Here is a 17,279-nt window from a genome sequence, read left to right as displayed (position 1 = left end):
GCGGCCCATCCCGGCGGGAGCCCGCCCCCGCCGGGGAGGCAGCCCCAGAACCGCGAGGAAGACAACCATGACCGTGGACTCCCACGGGGCGGTGGACTCCGCCTCCGTCGGCTCGCCCGGGAGGGCGACGCCGCAGACTCCACCACCCGCTTCCGGCTCCGTGGAGGCGACACCGCCTCCTCGCGGCAGACGGGTACTGCCCAGCGGCCTCCTGCCCTATCTGCTGATCACACCCGCGCTGCTGTCGATGGCCGCGCTGCTTCTGTACCCGCTGATCCGCAATCTGATGCTCTCCTTCCAGCAGGTCAACCGGCGGGAGATGATCACCCGCGAGACCGTCTGGATCGGCTTCGAGAACTACACCAAGCTGCTCGGCGACTCCGACTTCTGGAACGTCGTCCTGCGCAGCGTCTTCTTCACCGCGGCCAACGTGCTGCTGATCATGGGGCTCGGCACCCTGATCGGACTGCTCCTCAACCGCCTCGGCAAGAAGATGCGCCTCACCCTCTCCCTGGCGCTGATGTTCGCCTGGGCCATGCCGATCGTCGCCTCCGTGACCATCTTCCGCTGGCTCTTCGACGAGCAGTTCGGTGTCGTCAACTGGCTGATGCGCACGCTCGGTTTCGCCGGCTACGAACAGCACAACTGGTTCGAGACCGGCTTCTCCACCCTGGTGATCGTCACCCTCCTGGTGGTCTGGGGCTCCGTCCCCTTCGTCGCCCTCAACATGTACGCCGGCCTGACCACGGTCGGGTCCGAGCTGTACGAGGCGGCCAAGATGGACGGCGCGGGCGGCTGGCGGACCTTCTGGTCGGTGGTCTTCCCCAACCTCAAGCCCTTCTTCATGATCACCACCTTTCTGGAGATCATCTGGGTCTTCAAGGCGTTCGCCCAGGTGTACGCCATGAACCTCGGCGGCCCCGACCGAGGCTCCGAGACCCTGCCCGTCTACGCGTACATCGAGGGCCTCGGACAGCAGCACTACGGCCTCGCCGCCGCGATCTCGATCCTCACGATCCTGATGCTGCTCGCCGCCATGTCCTTCTACTTCCGCCTGATCCTGAAGCAGGAGGACGACCAGTGAGCACGTCCACCACCCCGCAGGTCCTGCGCCGCCGCCGGCCGCTGAAGCCCGCGGCGATCCTGAAGAACCTGACCGCGCTCGCCCTGGCGGCGCTGTTCATCTTCCCCGTCTACTGGATGTTCTCGTCCTCGCTGAAGCCGCAGCACGAGATCCTCTCCAAGGACCCGGTCTTCGTCTTCACCCCGACCTTCGAGAACTACCCCACCGCGACCGGCGTCGACCTGTTCTGGACCTTCGTCGCCAACAGCCTGATCGTCACCTTCGGCGCGGTCCTGCTGGCCCTGCTGGTCGCCCTCGCGGCGAGCTTCGCCATCGCCCGGATGCGGTTCAAGGGCCGCCGGGCCGTGGTCCTGGTCGTGATGATGGCCCAGATGGCGCCCTGGGAGGTCATGGTCATCGCGATGTACATGATCGCCCGCGACGGCGCCATGCTGAACAGCATCCCGCTGCTCACCGCCATCTACTTCGTGATGGTCCTCCCGTTCACCATCTGGACCCTGCGCGGCTTCATCGCCGCCGTGCCGGTCGAGCTGGAGGAGGCGGCCCAGATCGACGGCTGCACCCGCGGCCAGGCCTTCCGCAAGGTGATCTTCCCGCTGCTCGCCCCCGGTCTGATGGCCACCTCGCTCTTCGGCTTCATCACCGCCTGGAACGAGTTCGCGATGGTCCTCGTCCTGAACAAGGACAAGGAAGCCCACACCCTGACGCTCTGGCTCACCCAGTTCCAGACCGCCTTCGGCGACGACTGGGGCGCCACCATGGCCGCCTCCACCCTCTTCGCCCTCCCCGTGCTCATCGTCTTCCTGTTCCTCCAGCGGCGTGCCGTCGGCGGGATGACCGCCGGCGCCGTGAAGGGATGACGCCCACCATGACCACACTTCTCAGCGGCGCCTCCGCCACCCTCGTCCGCGACGCGCTCACCGTCCTCCAGCCCGGCTTCACCGGCACCACCGCACCGGACTGGCTGCTGCGGCAGATCGGCGAAGGTCTCTCGGCGGTGGGCCTGTTCGGCCGCAACATCGCCACCCCCGAGCAGCTCACCGCCCTCACCGCGCGGCTGCGGGCGGAACGGGACGACGTCCTCGTCGCCATCGACGAGGAGGGCGGCGACGTCACCCGCCTCGAAGTCCGCGGCGGCTCCTCCTTCCCCGGCAACTACGCGCTGGGCTGTGTCGACGACACCGCCCTGACCAGGGACGTCGCCCGTGAGCTCGGCCGCCGGCTGGCCGTGTGCGGGGTCGACCTCAACTGGGCGCCGTCCGCCGACGTCAACTCGAACCCGGACAATCCGGTCATCGGGGTGCGGTCCTTCGGTACCGACCCGCAGCTGACGGCCCGGCACACCGTCGCGTACGTCGAGGGCATGCAGGCGGCCGGAGTCGCCGTGTGCACCAAGCACTTCCCCGGACACGGCGACACCAATGTGGACTCGCACCACGCGCTGCCCCGCATCGATGTGGACCTGGACACACTGCACGCCCGTGAACTGGTGCCTTTCCGCGCGGCCATCGCGGCGGGTTCCAAAGCGGTGATGAGTGCGCATATCCTTCTGCCCGCGCTCGACCCGAATCGTCCCGCGACCCTGAGCCCGCGGATCCTCACCGGTCTGCTCCGCGAAGAGCTGGGCTACCAGGGCCTGATCGTCACGGACGGGATGGAGATGCAGGCCATCTCGTCCACGTACGGCATCGAGCGCGGCTCGGTCCTCGCCCTGGCCGCGGGTGCCGACGCGATCTGCGTCGGCGGCGGCCTCGCGGACGAGGGCACCGTGCTGCGGCTGCGCGACGCGATCGTCGCCGCGGTGCGGGACGGCGACCTGCCCGAGGAGCGGCTGGCCGACGCGGCGGCGCGTGTGCGCGCCCTCGCCGAATGGACGCGCCGGGCCAGGGGGGCTGCGGCAGAGCCGGGCGCGGCGTCACAGGAGGGGACCGCGCCCGGCTCCGGCATCGGACTCGTCGCGGCCCGCCGCGCGGTCCGCGTCACCCCCGGCGAGCGCCCCTTCGAGCCCGTCACCTCGCCCGTGTACGTCGCCGCCCTGGCGCCCGTGGCCAATATCGCCGTCGGCGACGAGACCCCGTGGGGCGTGGCCGCCGAACTCGCCGGCCTGCTGCCCGGCACCACCACCGGCTCCTACGCGGCCGGGACCGGCACCGCCGCCGTGGTCGCGGACGTGCTGCGGGCGGGCGAGGGCCGCAGGATCGTCGCCGTGGTCCGCGACGTCCACCGTTACCCCTGGATGGCCGAGGCCCTGGACGCCCTGGTCGCGGCCCGCCCCGACACGATCGTGGTCGAGATGGGCATCGACCGGGCCGAACCGAGGGGAGCCCTGCACATCGCGACCCGTGGCGCCGCCCGCGTCTGCGGACGCGCCGCCGCCGAGGTCGTCACCGGCGGGGGAGCCGGCGTCTGACCGGAGCGCGACCGTGCCGGGGGGGGGCGCCGGGGCGCCGGGCCGGGCCGGCGCCCCGGGCACCTGGACCGCCTGGAGGCACCGCCCGTGTCCACCGCCCCCCGGCCGGGCACGGCGCCCCCGGCGACGACCCCGGCGACGCCGGCCTGCCCGGCCGGATCATGTCCGGCGCGCCACGGGCCCTCGCGAAGGTCACCGAGACGCGCTGATCCGTGACGCAGCGAACCGCCGGGGCTCGGAGCGTGACGCAGCGAACTCCGGCCGGCCGGACGGAACGGCAGTCGGTCCCTTTTGCCCCGTGCATAAGTATGGCCGGGGAACTAAACTCTGCAGATGCATGGACAGTCCGAATGGTCTAGTCCACAATTGAAGACACAAGCCTCCGCCCTCCCCGCACAGGAGGGTGGAACGAGGTCCCCGACGCTCTCTGCCCTGACTGCGCCGAGACCTCTGAAACGGCCGACGGGAACCGCACACCCGTGGGCCGGGCGACTCCGGGCTGCGGTGCCCGACGGGCTGAGGGTCCCGTCGTGGCGCCGCGGCCCGCGGGTACCCTCGCTGCTGTGCCCTCCATGAACGATCTGGTCCGCCAGCACACCGCCCTGAGCGAGTCCGACCTCGACTGGCTGCACCTGCTGGTCTCGGAGTGGCAGCTCCTCTCCGACCTCTCCTTCGCCGACCTGGTGCTGTGGGTCCCGACCAGGGACGGCACCCGCTATGTCTCGGTCGCGCAGATGCGCCCCAACACCGGCCCCACCTCCTACCAGGACGACATGGTCGGCCATCTCGTCCCGCGCGGCCGCCGCCCCCTGCTCGACGCGGCGCTGGACGAGGGCCGCATCGTGCGCGAGGGCGACCCCGAGTGGCGCGAGGAGGTGCCCGTGCGGGTCGAGTCCATCCCCGTACGGCGCGAGGGCCGGGTGCTGGGCGTCATCGCGCGCAACACCAACCTGCTGACCGTCCGCACGCCCTCCCGGCTGGAGCTCACCTACCTCCAGTCCGCCTCCGACCTCGCCCAGATGATCGCCGCCGGCACCTTCCCGTACCCCGGCGAGCAGGTCGAGATGGACGCCTCCCCGCGCGCCGGTGACGGCCTGATCCGCCTGGACGCCGACGGCGTGGTCCAGTACGCCAGCCCCAACGGCCTCTCCGCCTACCACCGCCTCGGCCTCGCCTCCGACCTCGTCGGCCACCACCTGGGCCAGATCACCGCCGAACTGGCGCCCTCCCGGGGGCCGGTCGACGAGGCCCTGGTCAAACTGGCCAGCGGCTACGCACCGCGCGAGTTCGAGGTGGAGGGCAACGGCGGGGTCATCCAGCTCCGCGCCATCCCGCTGAAACCGAAGGGGGTGCGCATCGGCTCCCTGGTCCTCCTCCGGGACGTCACCGAACTCCGGCGGCGGGAGAGGGAGTTGATCACCAAGGACGCCACCATCCGGGAGATCCACCACCGGGTGAAGAACAACCTCCAGACCGTGGCCGCCCTGTTGCGCCTCCAGGCCCGGCGGATGGACTCCGTGCGCGGCCGGGAGGCCCTCAACGAGGCGGTCCGCCGGGTCGGCTCCATCGCCATCGTCCATGAGACGCTGTCCCAGAACCTGGACGAGCGGGTGGAGTTCGACGAGATCGCCGACCGGGTCATCGCGATGGTCGCCGAGATCTCCCCGGGCAAGGTCGACTGCCGGCGCACCGGCCGCTTCGGGATTCTCGACGCGGAGATCGCCACACCGCTGTCGATGGTCCTCACCGAGGTACTGCAGAACGCCCTGGAGCACGCCTTCGCGCCGGGGGAGCACGGCTCGGTGGACGTCTCGGCCGTCCGGGGCGACAGCCGCCCCGGCAGCGCCCGGCTGCTCATCACCGTCCAGGATGACGGCAGGGGCCTGCCGGAGGGCTTCGACGCCCAGCAGGCGGGGAACCTCGGTCTCCAGATCGTCCGGACCCTGGTGGAGGGCGAGCTGGGCGGGACCTTCGACATGCTGCCGGTCGCCGCACCGGGCCGGGGGACGCGCGTGGTCCTCGACGTGCCCGTCCCGGACCGCCGCTGACCGCGCCCCGGAGGGCGCCGTGACCCCGGACCGCCGCTGACCGCGCCCGGGGCCGCCCCGCGTCGGCCGTGGACGGACCAGGCCCGGCGGCCCGCGTTCCCGCCGCAGCGTGCCGCTCCGGCCGCACCCGCCGTGCACAGCGAGGAGCCCCGGACCGTCGGCGGTCCGGGGCTCGAAGCTCGTTGCTCGCGTATGCGATGCGGGGTACTGCGCGCTGCGGCTCGAGGGCGGTGAATGCGTACGCGGTGCACGCGACCGCCGGCAGAGGCCGGTAGCGGGGGCGTCAGGCGCTGGCGTTGCGCGCCCGGTTGCGAGCGGCGCGGCGCTTCATCGCGCGGCGCTCGTCCTCGCTGAGGCCACCCCAGACGCCGGAGTCCTGGCCGGACTCGAGCGCCCACTGCAGGCACTGCTCCATGACGGGGCAGCGGCGGCAGACGGCCTTGGCTTCCTCGATCTGCAGCAGCGCGGGACCGGTGTTGCCGATGGGGAAGAAGAGCTCGGGGTCTTCCTCGCGGCAAACGGCGTTGTGACGCCAGTCCATGGCTGCTACCTCTCCTTGGTGTTTCATGCAGGTTGCTTGTGAATGTGAACGCTTTCACGAATCCCCTGACAAGGGAAGGGCCGATCGCCAGTTGCCCGGCGTAGGGTCCTGGATTCGTGGAAGGGGTTCCGGCGTTCTGTGGGGCCGTTGTTGCGGGCCGTCCCGATCGCCATGTAGAGATTCGCAAACCTCGGCGGCGGATACAACCCCTTCCGGAAAGTTTTTTTTGATTCCTCGGTGTCGACTAGGTCACAGCCGTACTTCTATGGGGTGGAGCCGCGCCCATACGTTCGAGATAAAGGACTTTCGGTCCTTCCACTCACACAATCACACGCAGTGCACGGCGAACGCCTGTGAACGTCACGCTCGTGCGCAGCCCGAGGTGGTCACCGTCCATCTGGAACGGGAGCGGGACCTTGGAATGCAAGGTGAAGTCGGTCTGGTCGTGCAGGGTCACCGCGTGCTTGCCGTGCGGGCCGCGATCGGGGCTCGACCGCAGCAGCTGGGTCGCGTAACGGGCCACGGCCGGGGTGGACAGCTTCGACAGTCCCAGCACGTCGAGGGCGGTGTCGAAGGACGCCTTCGGGGACGCGTAGACCGGGCGATTGCCCAGGTAGGTCCAGGGGGACGTGTTGCAGACTATCGACAGGACCAGGTCCTCGACCGGGTCCCGGCCCGGCCGCTCCAGGGTGATCGCCCCGTGGCGCCGGTGCGGGTCGTCGAGGAACTGGCGCATCACCTGGCGGACGTAGAGGGCGTGCGTGGAGCGCCGGCCCCGTTCGCGGTGCTGTTCGACCCGGCCGACGACCCCCGCGTCGAAACCGAGGCCCGCGCAGAAGGTGAACCAGCGGGCCGGCACCTCCGCGTCCTCGGTGTCCGGCGTCCCCGCCGCCAGGCCCAGGCCGACCGTCCGCTCGGTCCGGTCACGGAGCGCGTCCAGAATGGCGCCGGTCGCCTCCACGGCGTCGTTCGGCAGGCCGAGCGCGCGGGCGAAGACGTTGGTGGAACCGCCCGGGACCACGGCCAGGCGCGGCAGCCGCTCCGGGTCGGGGCCGTTGTGCAGCAGTCCGTTGACGACCTCGTTGACCGTGCCGTCGCCGCCGAGGGCCACCACGAGGTCGATGTCGTCGGCGTCGGCGGCCCGTCTGCCGAGGTCCCGGGCGTGGCCCCGGTACTCCGTCGACACCGCCTCCAGCTTCATCTCGCTGGCGAGGGCGTGGATCAGCACGTCACGGGTGCGGGCACTGGTGGTGGTTGCTGCCGGGTTGACCACGAGGAGTGCGCGCATGCGATGCAGCGTACCTACCGCGCGGTACCCGGCCCAGTCCGGGGCCCGCGGGCTCCCCGCTACCCTGCAGGAGTGAGCAGTGACGACACCAGCACCCCCCGCCCCACCCGCCTGACCGCCGCCGCGGCCGTCTGCGCCGCCGAGGCGCTGGCGCTCTTCGCGGGCGGCGTCTGGCTGCTGGTGATGGGCCTCGTCGGCGGGCCGGACAGCCCCGTCGTGGCGGAGACGGGCGGGGTCACTCTGATCGTCCTCGGCTTCATCCCGCTCGCCGCCGCGCGCGGCCTGCTGCTGCGCCGGAGCTGGAGCCGCGGACCCGCGATCATCACCCAGCTCATCGCGCTGATCCCGGCCTGGACCCTGTTGCGGGCCGAGGGCTCGCTGATCCCGCTCGGCATGGTCCTGGCGGCGGTGGCCGTGTCGGGCCTGGTGCTGCTGGTGAATCCGACCACCGCCCAGGCCCTGGGCATCGGCACCGTCTCGCGGGACTGACCGGCCGCGTCACCGGAGGCGGGCCCCGCTTCCCGGCGGGGCCCGCCCCGGTGAACTCTCCTGCCCTCGACGCTCCTACTCCTCGACGAGGAGCTTCTCCCGGAGCTGGGCCAGGGTCCGCGCCAGCAGCCGGGAGACGTGCATCTGCGAGATGCCGACCTCCTGGGCGATCTGGGACTGGGTCATGTTCCCGAAGAACCGGAGCAGCAGGATGCGCTTCTCCCGCGGCGGCAGATCCTCCAGCAGCGGCTTCAGTGACTCCCGGTACTCGACGCCCTCCAGCGCCTCGTCCTCCGCGCCCAGCGTGTCGGCCACCGCGGGCGACTCGTCGTCCGTGTCGGGGACGTCCAGGGACAGCGTGGAGTAGGCGTTCGCCGACTCCAGGCCCTCCAGGACCTCCTCCTCCGAGATGCCCAGCCGCTCGGCCAGTTCGTGCACCGTGGGGGAGCGGCCGTGCTGCTGGGAGAGCTCGGCGGTCGCCGTGGTCAGGGCGAGCCGCAGCTCCTGCAGCCGGCGCGGCACCCGGACCGCCCAGCCCTTGTCCCGGAAGTGGCGCTTGATCTCACCCACGACCGTCGGCGTGGCGTAGGTCGAGAACTCCACACCGCGGTCCGGGTCGAAGCGGTCCACCGACTTGATCAGCCCGATGGTGGCGACCTGGGTGAGGTCGTCCAGCGGCTCGCCGCGGTTGCGGAACCGGCGGGCCAGGTGCTCGACGAGCGGGAGATGCATCCGCACCAGCTGGTTGCGCAGCTCCGCTCGCTCGGGCGACTGCTCGGGCAGCGCGCGCAGCTCTATGAACATCGCCCGGGCCCCGCTGCGGTCGCCCGCGTCGTGCTGGTGCCGGGGCTCGTGCTCCTGCTGCTCGTTCTCGCTCATCCGGTCCGCCGCCTTCTCCCGGGCCCTCGCCTGCGCGGTGCTGGTGCCGGCGGGATCCGGGGGAGCACCCCCGACCGGCGCCTGCTCCGCCGGTTCGTCCACCATCGGGTGCGGCCGGGCCTGCTGCTCCGGGATGCCGGCCGACGCGCTCAGCACCCTCGGGCCACGCTCCTCGTCCTCCCGCATCGGACCATCCCCGTTTCCGTTGCTCACGCCGGCCCGGGTCCCGCGCCGCGCTGTTTGTACAGGCTGATGGAGACAGTACGGTCGTCGGCGACCGAGGAGTCGACCTTCCCGGCCAGTGCCGAGAGCACCGTCCAGGCGAAGGTGTCGCGCTCGGGCGCGCGGCCGTCGGTCGTGGGCGCCGACACCGTCACTTCGAGGGAGTCGTCGACCAGCCGGAACACGCAGCTCAGGACCGATCCGGGGACGGCCTGCTGCAACAGGATCGCGCACGCCTCGTCGACCGCGATCCGCAGATCCTCGATCTCGTCGAGGGTGAAGTCCAAGCGGGCTGCGAGTCCGGCGGTGGCCGTACGCAAGACGGACAGGTAGGCACCCGCGGCCGGCAGCCGGACTTCCACGAAGTCCTGGGTCCCGGGCTCGCCTGCGATCTGGGACACCCTCACCTCCAAGGTGGCACAAGCTCTCTCTGGGCCGCGGGAAACGCCCCCGCGGCCGTGCGGTACGTGATGACGTAGCCGGTACTGGCCCGGCGACGCTATCGCGATCCCCGGTTCCCTGTCGCCGTGGCCCCCTGAGCCGATGACTGTCACTCATGGTAAGGCAATGAGTACGCACAGTGGCTAGTGGTCTGCAGGGTCCAATTGCGCGGAACCGGCGGATGGTTGACGTACCCACGCGTCAGGACGCCGAACCGTCGACAAAGCGCCTTGGGGACTTGCGCCGGCGGTCGCCGGACGGCGGCCCGGCTCACGGGCCGTCTGCCGCGGGGGCGGGCCAGGGGCGGCCGGTGATCACCGCGGCCACCGCGGAGCCCCGGGGGAACGCCCCCTCGGCGGCCAGCACGCTCAGCCCGTACAGCAGCTTGGCCACGTACACCCGCTCCACGGGCAGGCCGTGGCGGTCCTCGAAACCGGCCGCGAACGCCTCCGTCCCGGGATCGGTGCGGGCGTAGCCGCCGCAGTGGAAACGTTCCTCCAGACTCCAGTTCCCGGCCGGGCCGCCGAACGCCTCGGCCTGGAGGCCCCGGACGGCGTCCCCCAGGAAGCCGCCGCGCAGGACCGGGACGCCCAGGGCCCGCTGCTCCGGGCCGAGTCCGGCCGCCAGGCCGGCGAGGGTCCCGCCGGTGCCGCAGGCGACCGCCGCGACGGCGATCTCCTCGTCCGCCTCGCGCAGCTCCCGGCCCAGCTCGGCGCAGCCCCGGGCGGCGAGGGCGTTGCTGCCGCCCTCGGGGACCACATGGGCCCCCTCGGCGCCTGCCTCGGCCAGCAGCCGGGCCAGGGTCCCGGGCTCGTCCTTGGCGCGGTAGGAGGAGCGGTCGGTGAAGTGGAGGCGCATACCGTCGGCGGCGCATCGGGCGAGGGAGGGGTTCAGGGGCCGGCCGGCCAGTTCGTGGCCGCGCACCACCCCGATCGTCGGGAAGCCGAGCAGCCGGCCGGCCGCGGCGGTGGCCCTCAGGTGGTTGGACCAGGCGCCGCCGAAGGTGAGCACCGGGCGGCCCGCGGCGGCCCGTAGGTTCGGGGCGAGTTTGCGCCACTTGTTGCCCGGGACGTCCGGGTGGATCAGGTCCTCCCGCTTGAGCAGCAGGCGCACCCCGTGCCGTTCGAAGTTCTCGTCCGCCACCGGCACCAGGGGGGACGGCAGCCGGGGGCGCAGGGCGGCAGCCGGATCCAGCCGCTCCCCGTTGCCCCGCGTCTCCTTGTTCACCCGCGCATTGTCGCCGGTGTGCGAGTACTTTCGGCCGCTTCCCCGGTCCGCGGTGATCCATTCCCACTCATTTGTGTAATGGTGCGATGACAGAATGTGGTGAAAGGTTATTCCTCGCAGGTCAGAAACATGATCGAGAGGGATACTCACATGACGGTTGGTTCGGTTGGTTCCGCCGAGGGCGTCCGCGAGCAGACGTCCCAGCCACAGCAGAGCCTCGGCACTGCTGCCGCGCGGAATCTCGCGACCACCACCAAGTCCGCCCCGCAGATGCAGGAGATCACCTCCCGGTGGCTGCTGCGGATGCTGCCGTGGGTGCAGGTGCAGGGCGGTACGTACCGGGTGAACCGCCGCCTGAGCTATTCGGTCGGCGACGGCCGGGTGACGTTCGTCCAGACCGGCGACCGGGTGGCGGTGATCCCGGCCGAGCTGGGCGAGCTGCCGACCCTGCGCGACTTCGAGGACGAGGCGGCGCTCACCGAGCTCGCGAACCGGTGCGAGCAGCGCGAGTTCGCGGCGGGGGAGGTGCTGGCCGTCGGCGGGGAGGCGGCGGACCGGGTCTTCCTCCTGGCGCACGGCAGGGTCGAGCAGATCGGCCAGGGCCCCTACGGCGACGAGGCGGTGGTGGAGGTCCTGGCCGACGGCGCCCACTTCGGCGACCACGCCCTCGTCGACCGCGAGGCGGTCTGGCCCCACACCGCCCGCGCCGCCACCGCCTGCACGGTCCTCGTGCTCACCCGGGACGACGTGGTCAACCTCGCGGACCGGGCCGAGTCGCTGCGCACCCACCTCGCCGGGCTGGCCGCACTGCCCCAGCAGCGCACCAACAAGTACGGCGAAGCGGCGATCGACCTCTCCGCCGGCCACGTCGGCGAGGCCGTCGTCCCGCACACCTATGTCGACTACGACGCCGCCCCGCGCGAGTACGAACTGAGCGTCGCCCAGACCGTGCTGAAGGTCCACAGCAGGGTCGCCGACCTCTACAACCAGCCGATGAACCAGACCGAGCAGCAGTTGCGGCTCACCGTCGAGGCGCTGCGCGAGCGCCAGGAGCACGAGCTGGTCAACAACCGCGAGTTCGGCCTCCTCAACAACTGCGACTACGGGCAGCGCCTCCAGCCGCACGACGGCGTGCCCGGCCCGGACGACATGGACGAACTGCTCTCCCGGCGCCGCGGATCGAAGATGTTCCTCGCCCACCCGCGGGCCATCGCCGCCTTCGGCCGCGAGTGCAACAAGCGCGGCCTGGTGCCGGGCAGCGTGGAGATCGGCGGCCACCAGGTCCCGTCCTGGCGCGGTGTCCCGATCTTCCCGTGCAACAAGATCCCGATCTCGGACGCCCGGACCACCTCGATCATCTGCATGCGTACCGGCGAGGGGGAGCAGGGAGTCATCGGCCTCCACCAGACCGGCATCCCGGACGAGATCGAGCCCAGCCTCTCGGTGCGCTTCATGGGCATCGACGAGCAGGCGATCATCTCCTACCTCGTCACGGCCTACTACTCGGCCGCCGTCCTCGTCCCCGACGCCCTCGGCGTCCTGGAGAACGTGGAGGTGAGCCGCTGGCGCTGACAGCGGCCTTCCCCCGGGGGCGCGTTACCCCTGCCGCGCCCCCGGCGGACGCACCGCCGCCGTCCCCCGGAAGGTCTTTCCACCCTCTGCGGACGTCCCCGCGGACGCCCCTGCGGACGCGCGCGGACGCCTCCGCGCTCGTCTCTGCGGACGCCTTCGCGCACGTCCCCGCGCGCGTCGCGAACGCCCCTGCGAAAGGCACAGGCCCCGTTGACCATTCAGGACACCACCGAGGGCCGCCGGGCCACCGGTCTGCTGGAACGCTCCCGTGGCGCCGTCCAGCCCGAGCTGCGCGCCGCCCTCGACACCCTGCCCGGCTCCATGCGCCGGGTGGCCATGTACCACTTCGGCTGGGAGCACGCCGACGGCAGCCCGGCCGCCGCCGGGGCGGGCAAGTCCGTCCGGCCCGCGCTGGTCCTGGCCGCCTGCCGGGCCCTCGGCGGCGACCCGGCCCAGGCCGTGCGGGCCGCCGCCGCGGTGGAGCTCGCCCACAACTTCACCCTCCTCCACGACGACGTCATCGACGAGGACGCCACCCGCCGGCACCGCCCCACCGCCTGGACGGTGTTCGGCACGGCGGACGCGATCGTCGCGGGTGACGCGATGCTCGCGCTCGCCCTGCGCCTGCTCGCCGAGGACCGCGCCCCCTGCTCGGTCGCGGCCTCCGCGCGTCTCGCCGGCTGTGTCATCGAACTGTGCGCCGGCCAGCAGGCCGACTGCGCCTTCGAGGAACGGGCGCCCGAGGAGGTCACCCTGGAGGAGTGCCTCGGCATGGCCACGGCCAAGACCGGCGCCCTGCTCGGGGCCGCGTGCGCGCTCGGCGCGCTGTACGCCGGCGCGGACGACGAGGAGGTCCGCGCCATGGACGCCTTCGGGCGGGAGGCCGGTCTCGCCTTCCAGCTCATCGACGACCTGATCGGCATCTGGGGCGACCCGGCCCACACCGGCAAGCCCGCCGGGGCGGATCTCGCGGCGCGCAAGAAGTCCCTGCCGGTGGTCGCCGCCCTCGCCTCCGGCACGCCCGCCGGGGCGGAGCTCGCCGCTCTGTACCACGGGCCCATGGGCGCGGCGTCCGTCGCCCGGGCGGCCGAGGCGGTGGAACGGGCCGGCGGCCGTGACTGGGCCCAACTCCAGGCCGCGGACCGGATGTCGCGCGCCGTCGGGGAACTGGCCCGCGCGGTGCCCGATCTCGACGCGGCCGGAGACCTGCTGGCCCTCGCCGAGTTCGTCACCCGGCGCACCTGCTGAACCGGGCCGGGGGTGACGTGCTGCCCGGCCCGGTGCCCCAGCCGGTCCGGTTCGCCGGCGGGGTGCCGGTCCTCCCGCGCACCGGGAAGCGGAAGCGCCCCGTCTACCGCTACAGTCCGCGCATGTCATCGGAGTCGACTGAGGTCTGGGCGGGCTGGTACCGCGACCGGGCAGGGGCCGAGGCGGTCGCGATAACCGCTGCCGGCGGCCGTGTGAGCACGCGCATCAGAGGTGTCGAGTACGCCGGCGGAACCTTCGCCGCGCTGCGGGCCGAGGGGACGGGAGCCGCGCTCTCCGCCTGCGTTCTGGAATGGGACATGCCGCTTCCCGTGCGGACGGACGGGACCGTGCAACGGGCCACCCTCAGCTGTCTGCTGACACTGGGCGACCCCGTGCCCGACGGAAGCGGACCCTCCCGGACGGACCTCAGCCTGATCCTCCACTGCGGGGGCACGTCCTACGAGGTGAACGTCGCCGACGGAGACTTCGACGAGGCGCTGGCCCGTGTCGGCCGTCAGCTCCCGCCCACCGTGGAACTCGCGGCGGCGCCGGGACACCGGGAGCCCGCGGCGCAGGCGTGAACACACGACGGCGTTCCGCCGGGCCCCGAAGCCCGGCGGAACGCCGTGGGTTGCGGTGCGGTGGTGCGGCCGTGCCGGCCCTCCTACGGGCCGGTCCCTCGGTCCGGGCGGGCCCCTCGGTCGGGGCGTCGCTCCGGCCGGGTTCCTCGGCCGGGGCGGGTTCCTCGGTCGGGGCCGGTCTCAGGAGACGCGGGCGATCGCGGCGGCGAGGCCGTTCGCCCACAACTGGTTGACCCGGGCCCGCTCCTGCGCGTTCGGGTACGCGTTGGTGCACGAGGGGCCGGGGCCGCCGCCCGACATCAGCTCGCTGCACGGGCCGGAGTAGCGGTCCGGGAGCCCGAGGACATGGCCCGTCTCATGGGACGTCACCCGGGTCGAGTTGTAGATCTGGTTCTGGCGGTAGTCGAGGAAGATGTACCCCCGGCCGTGGCCGTCGGTGCTCGCGTACGAGCCGCGCGGGTCGTTCCCCTCGTAGTAGGAGAAGTCCGCGTTGGAGCCCTCCACCAGGCGCACGTTCGATACCGAGCTGTTCCAGATGCGGGTGCTGCTCGCTATCTGGCTGCGGAAGCTCGGGGCGCGGGAGGCGTTGTAGACGACCGTCACGGCCTGCGCGCCCGGGTTGGCGGCGCGCTTCTCGGCCACGGACGCCATGACCGCCTCGTGGAAGGCCCGGGTCGCCTTCGCGTCCTCCTTGGACCCCTCGTAGGCGGCGTACGCGGCCGTGGCCGCCGTTTCCGCTCCGGCCGCAGGGGAGTTGGCCGGGGTGGCGGAGGCGGCACCGGCGGGGACGGCACCGAGGGCGGCGGCGAGGCCGGCACCGAGAAGGGCGGACAGTAACGCTCTGGGGTGACGCATGGGGGGCTCCTGCTCGTCGGGTTGACGTTGCGGTAGCCCGAGTCTCGGGGGGCCCCGGCCGTGCCGGAATGATTCCGGCGGCCGATAGCACGGGCGCATCACCCGATCCGTCCGCCTTGCCCCGCGCCCGCCGTGCCCCTGGTGCCCGCCGTGTCCCTCGTGCCCGCGGTGCCCTTGGTGCCCGCCCTGCCCGTCGTGCCCGTACTGCCCCGACTAGGGAGTCTGGTGGGACGGTTGGGGCGCCTCTACCCTCGGTGTCATGGAGCTCGAGGTGAGGCACCTGCGTGCGCTGTGCGCCATCGCCGACACCGGCAGCCTGCACAAGGCGGCCCGGCGGCTCGGTGTCAGCCAGCCGTCCCTGACCACCCAGCTCCGCAGGATCGAGACCTACCTCGGCGCCCCGCTCTTCTCGCGGGAGCGCACCGGCTGCCGGCCGACCCCGTTCGGCCGCACCGTGCTGGCCCGGGCCCGCCCCCTGGTCTCCGAGATGAACTCGCTGGTCGCCGAGGCCCAGGCGGCGGCCGCGGCGGCCCGCCAGGACGGACCCGTGCTGCGGATCGGCTCCACCGCGAGCCGGGCCCTCGCCGGCTGGCTGCGCCGCCTGCGCGGCCGCTTCCCCGGCCGGGACCTCTCGCTCCATATGGACGTCTCCGCCAACGCCCTGCTGCGCATGGTCGCCGCGGGCCAGCTCGACGTCGCCTTCGTCCACGAGGTGGAGGGCTGCCCGCTCCAGGTCCCGTCCGGCCTGGAGGTACGCGTCCTGGTGGACCGGGAACCGCAGTTCGTGTCGATGGCCTACGACCACCCCGCGGCCGCCGCGCCGGTGGTGGACCTCGCGGACCTGGCCCGCGAGCGCTGGATGGTCGACCCGACGGTGGACGGCGAATGGGACGGCCTGCGCCGGGTCCTGGCCGCGGCAGGGGTCAACCCGACCGTCCTGCACGGGGACTACCACACGGCCGCCTCCCTGATCGCGGTCGGCGAGGCGGTCGCTCCCTGCCAGCCGACCTCGGTACCGCGCGAGGACATGGCGATCCGCCCGCTGAAGGGCGACCCGCTGGCGGTACGGCTGCTGCTCTGCGCCCTGCCGCGCAGCCCGGAGCTGTTCACCGCGGCCTACGAGACCCTGGCCGCGGCCTACCGCGAGGCCGCGCTGCGCGCGGTGCCGTACCGGCAGTGGCTGCTGCACCACGGGAGCCCGCTGTTACGGGAGTCCCCGGCCGTGCACGAGCCCCCGCCGGCCCCGCTCCCCGCATAGGGTGGCCCCGCAGCGGGGAGCCCGGAACGGCCGGGCGGGGGAGGGGCCGTCGTGATCCTGTTCGTCCCGGCGGCGTTCGTCGCCGCCGTCGTGGCCGTGCTGTTCCTGCTCGTGCGGGCCCTGCGGGCGGCCCTGCCGGACGACCTCGCCGTGCCCGGGTGGCGGCGGGCGGTCGTGTCCCTCGCCTACGTCTGCGCGGCGGTGACCGCGGGTTCCTGGTCGCTCGGCGCGCTCAACCTGATGATGACGGTCGCCACGGCCCAGGACGGCGGCGCGGACTCGGCGCCGTTCCCGTACGACCACCCCTGCCGGCTGCACCAGACGGGCGCGGTGGACTACGAGATCGGCTTCGTCACCCTGAGCACCCACTGCGTGATGCCGGACGGTTCCCTGCGTGAGGTCCCGGACGTCCCCCGTCCGGTCAGGGTGACGGCGGCGGTCTCCGCGGCCTGCACCGCCCTGACGGCGGGCGCGGCCTTCGCGGCATCCGGCGCCGGCACCCGCGTCCCCCGGGCCGGCGACCGGGCGTGAGCCCGAGCGGAGCGCCCGGGCGCGCACACGCTCACGGCCGCGGCCCGCGTCGACGGCTGTGCCCCCTGCGGGAGCCGTCGTCAGGCTCGGGCGGTGTGCGCGTCCCGCTCCAGGCGGGCGCGCAGAGTGGCCTCGAAGTCCTCGGCGCGGGACAACTGGACGCGGAGCTTCTCGACCTGCTCGGCGGCTTCCCGCTGGTAGGTGCGGACGCGTTCCAGGAGGGCTTCGCGCTCGCCGGTGCCGAGGACGACGTCGCCGTCGAGGCGATCGGTGGCGTCCAGCAGGTCGCGCATCTGGTCCAGGGTGAAGCCGAGGGGCTTCATCCGCCGGACGACCATGAGGCGGGCGACGTCGTTCTCGGTGTAGAGGCGGAAGCCGCCCTGGGACCGTGCGGAGGGGGTGACGAGCCCGGTCTCCTCGTAGTGGCGGATCGTGCGCAGAGACAGTCCGGTCCGCGCGGCGACCTCGCCGATCCGCATGTGCTTGCAGTCCACGCCCGTGATCCCCTGGCCCTTCTCCTCGTCAGCGGCCTCGGCCCCGACGGGTGCCGCCGATCCCTACCCTAACGTTAGGGTAGAGTTCCCGATGGTGAGGGCGGCGTTCCG

Annotated in this window: 17 protein-coding genes; 10 read left to right on the top strand and 7 right to left on the bottom strand. The window is 72.6% G+C overall.

Annotated features, from left to right (window positions below):
• The first annotated feature begins 67 nt into the window (after positions 1-67).
• The 4 genes from C593_RS0101495 (at position 68) to C593_RS0101480 (ending at position 5,542) form a co-directional block, all read left to right on the top strand.
• Positions 68-1,084: a carbohydrate ABC transporter permease gene (locus C593_RS0101495; RefSeq protein WP_018845537.1), complete on the top strand. Its 1,017-nt coding sequence runs from the start codon at positions 68-70 to the stop codon at positions 1,082-1,084.
• Positions 1,085-1,107: 23 nt separating this feature from the next.
• The gene (locus C593_RS0101490) at positions 1,108-1,944 is read left to right on the top strand and encodes a carbohydrate ABC transporter permease (RefSeq protein ID WP_486591066.1); all 837 of its coding nucleotides are present in this window, start codon (positions 1,108-1,110) and stop codon (positions 1,942-1,944) included.
• A gap of 8 nt (positions 1,945-1,952) precedes the next feature.
• A complete protein-coding gene (locus C593_RS0101485; RefSeq protein ID WP_018845535.1) occupies positions 1,953-3,494 on the top strand; it encodes a glycoside hydrolase family 3 protein in 1,542 nt (513 codons plus the stop codon).
• 572 nt (positions 3,495-4,066) lie between these two features.
• Positions 4,067-5,542 (top strand): PAS domain-containing sensor histidine kinase, encoded by a 1,476-nt coding sequence (locus C593_RS0101480; protein ID WP_018845534.1) that lies wholly within the window; start codon positions 4,067-4,069, stop codon positions 5,540-5,542.
• 283 nt (positions 5,543-5,825) lie between these two features.
• Here C593_RS0101480 and C593_RS0101475 read toward each other — a convergent pair whose 3' ends face one another.
• A complete protein-coding gene (locus tag C593_RS0101475) occupies positions 5,826-6,083 on the bottom strand; it encodes a WhiB family transcriptional regulator (protein WP_003953983.1) in 258 nt (85 codons plus the stop codon).
• A gap of 319 nt (positions 6,084-6,402) precedes the next feature.
• On the bottom strand, positions 6,403-7,371 hold the full coding sequence (locus C593_RS0101470; protein WP_018845533.1) for a diacylglycerol kinase family protein: 969 nt from the start codon (positions 7,369-7,371) through the stop codon (positions 6,403-6,405).
• Between the two features lie 72 nt (positions 7,372-7,443).
• Here C593_RS0101470 and C593_RS0101465 point away from each other — a divergent pair, with 72 nt between their 5' ends.
• Entirely contained in the window at positions 7,444-7,860 is a 417-nt protein-coding gene (locus C593_RS0101465; RefSeq protein WP_018845532.1) for a hypothetical protein, read from the top strand.
• Positions 7,861-7,935: 75 nt separating this feature from the next.
• Here C593_RS0101465 and C593_RS0101460 read toward each other — a convergent pair whose 3' ends face one another.
• From C593_RS0101460 to C593_RS0101450, 3 genes are all read right to left on the bottom strand, one after another.
• A complete protein-coding gene (locus C593_RS0101460) occupies positions 7,936-8,925 on the bottom strand; it encodes an RNA polymerase sigma factor SigF (protein WP_018845531.1) in 990 nt (329 codons plus the stop codon).
• Between the two features lie 23 nt (positions 8,926-8,948).
• On the bottom strand, positions 8,949-9,362 hold the full coding sequence (locus tag C593_RS0101455; protein WP_018845530.1) for an ATP-binding protein: 414 nt from the start codon (positions 9,360-9,362) through the stop codon (positions 8,949-8,951).
• Between the two features lie 310 nt (positions 9,363-9,672).
• A complete protein-coding gene (locus C593_RS0101450) occupies positions 9,673-10,629 on the bottom strand; it encodes a pyridoxal-phosphate dependent enzyme (RefSeq protein ID WP_018845529.1) in 957 nt (318 codons plus the stop codon).
• A gap of 150 nt (positions 10,630-10,779) precedes the next feature.
• Between C593_RS0101450 and C593_RS0101445 the strand changes: the two genes are divergently transcribed.
• The 3 genes from C593_RS0101445 to C593_RS0101435 all read left to right on the top strand — a co-directional run bounded on the left by C593_RS0101445 (position 10,780) and on the right by C593_RS0101435 (position 14,030).
• The gene (locus C593_RS0101445) at positions 10,780-12,201 is read left to right on the top strand and encodes a family 2B encapsulin nanocompartment shell protein (RefSeq protein WP_026277250.1); all 1,422 of its coding nucleotides are present in this window, start codon (positions 10,780-10,782) and stop codon (positions 12,199-12,201) included.
• A 210-nt stretch (positions 12,202-12,411) separates the two neighbouring features.
• Positions 12,412-13,449, top strand: a complete 1,038-nt coding sequence (locus C593_RS0101440; protein WP_018845527.1) for a family 2 encapsulin nanocompartment cargo protein polyprenyl transferase — start codon at positions 12,412-12,414, stop codon at positions 13,447-13,449.
• 122 nt (positions 13,450-13,571) lie between these two features.
• Positions 13,572-14,030 (top strand): DUF6304 family protein, encoded by a 459-nt coding sequence (locus tag C593_RS0101435; RefSeq protein ID WP_037744490.1) that lies wholly within the window; start codon positions 13,572-13,574, stop codon positions 14,028-14,030.
• Positions 14,031-14,210: 180 nt separating this feature from the next.
• On the opposite strand, the gene snpA is transcribed toward C593_RS0101435, so the two are convergent.
• On the bottom strand, positions 14,211-14,885 hold the full coding sequence (gene snpA / locus C593_RS0101430; protein ID WP_018845525.1) for a snapalysin: 675 nt from the start codon (positions 14,883-14,885) through the stop codon (positions 14,211-14,213).
• 259 nt (positions 14,886-15,144) lie between these two features.
• Between snpA and C593_RS0101425 the strand changes: the two genes are divergently transcribed.
• Positions 15,145-16,143, top strand: coding sequence for a LysR family transcriptional regulator (locus tag C593_RS0101425; RefSeq protein WP_018845524.1), 999 nt, complete (start codon positions 15,145-15,147; stop codon positions 16,141-16,143).
• Positions 16,144-16,194: 51 nt separating this feature from the next.
• Positions 16,195-16,674 carry a hypothetical protein gene (locus C593_RS0101420; RefSeq protein ID WP_018845523.1) on the top strand — a complete coding sequence of 160 codons (480 nt, stop codon included), beginning with the start codon at positions 16,195-16,197 and terminating at the stop codon, positions 16,672-16,674.
• Positions 16,675-16,754: 80 nt separating this feature from the next.
• Here C593_RS0101420 and C593_RS0101415 read toward each other — a convergent pair whose 3' ends face one another.
• Positions 16,755-17,168, bottom strand: a complete 414-nt coding sequence (locus C593_RS0101415; protein ID WP_018845522.1) for a MerR family transcriptional regulator — start codon at positions 17,166-17,168, stop codon at positions 16,755-16,757.
• Positions 17,169-17,279: the final 111 nt, after the last annotated feature.

The organism is Streptomyces sp. CNT372 (genome assembly GCF_000377145.1).
The sequence above is the reverse complement of the archived record's forward strand: the minus strand, read 5'-3'. Positions and strand labels throughout refer to the sequence as shown.

Bases quoted from the DNA above. Each gene is read 5' to 3' on its own strand.
- C593_RS0101495 (WP_018845537.1), top strand. From the start codon at position 68: ATGACCGTGGACTCCCACGGGGCGGTGGACTCCGCCTCCGTCGGCTCG.
- C593_RS0101485 (WP_018845535.1), top strand. From the start codon at position 1,953: ATGACCACACTTCTCAGCGGCGCCTCCGCCACCCTCGTCCGCGACGCG.
- C593_RS0101480 (WP_018845534.1), top strand. From the start codon at position 4,067: ATGAACGATCTGGTCCGCCAGCACACCGCCCTGAGCGAGTCCGACCTC.
- C593_RS0101475 (WP_003953983.1), bottom strand. From the start codon at position 6,083: ATGGACTGGCGTCACAACGCCGTTTGCCGCGAGGAAGACCCCGAGCTC.
- C593_RS0101470 (WP_018845533.1), bottom strand. From the start codon at position 7,371: ATGCGCGCACTCCTCGTGGTCAACCCGGCAGCAACCACCACCAGTGCC.
- C593_RS0101460 (WP_018845531.1), bottom strand. From the start codon at position 8,925: ATGCGGGAGGACGAGGAGCGTGGCCCGAGGGTGCTGAGCGCGTCGGCC.
- C593_RS0101445 (WP_026277250.1), top strand. From the start codon at position 10,780: ATGACGGTTGGTTCGGTTGGTTCCGCCGAGGGCGTCCGCGAGCAGACG.
- C593_RS0101435 (WP_037744490.1), top strand. From the start codon at position 13,572: ATGTCATCGGAGTCGACTGAGGTCTGGGCGGGCTGGTACCGCGACCGG.
- snpA (WP_018845525.1), bottom strand. From the start codon at position 14,885: ATGCGTCACCCCAGAGCGTTACTGTCCGCCCTTCTCGGTGCCGGCCTC.
- C593_RS0101425 (WP_018845524.1), top strand. From the start codon at position 15,145: ATGGAGCTCGAGGTGAGGCACCTGCGTGCGCTGTGCGCCATCGCCGAC.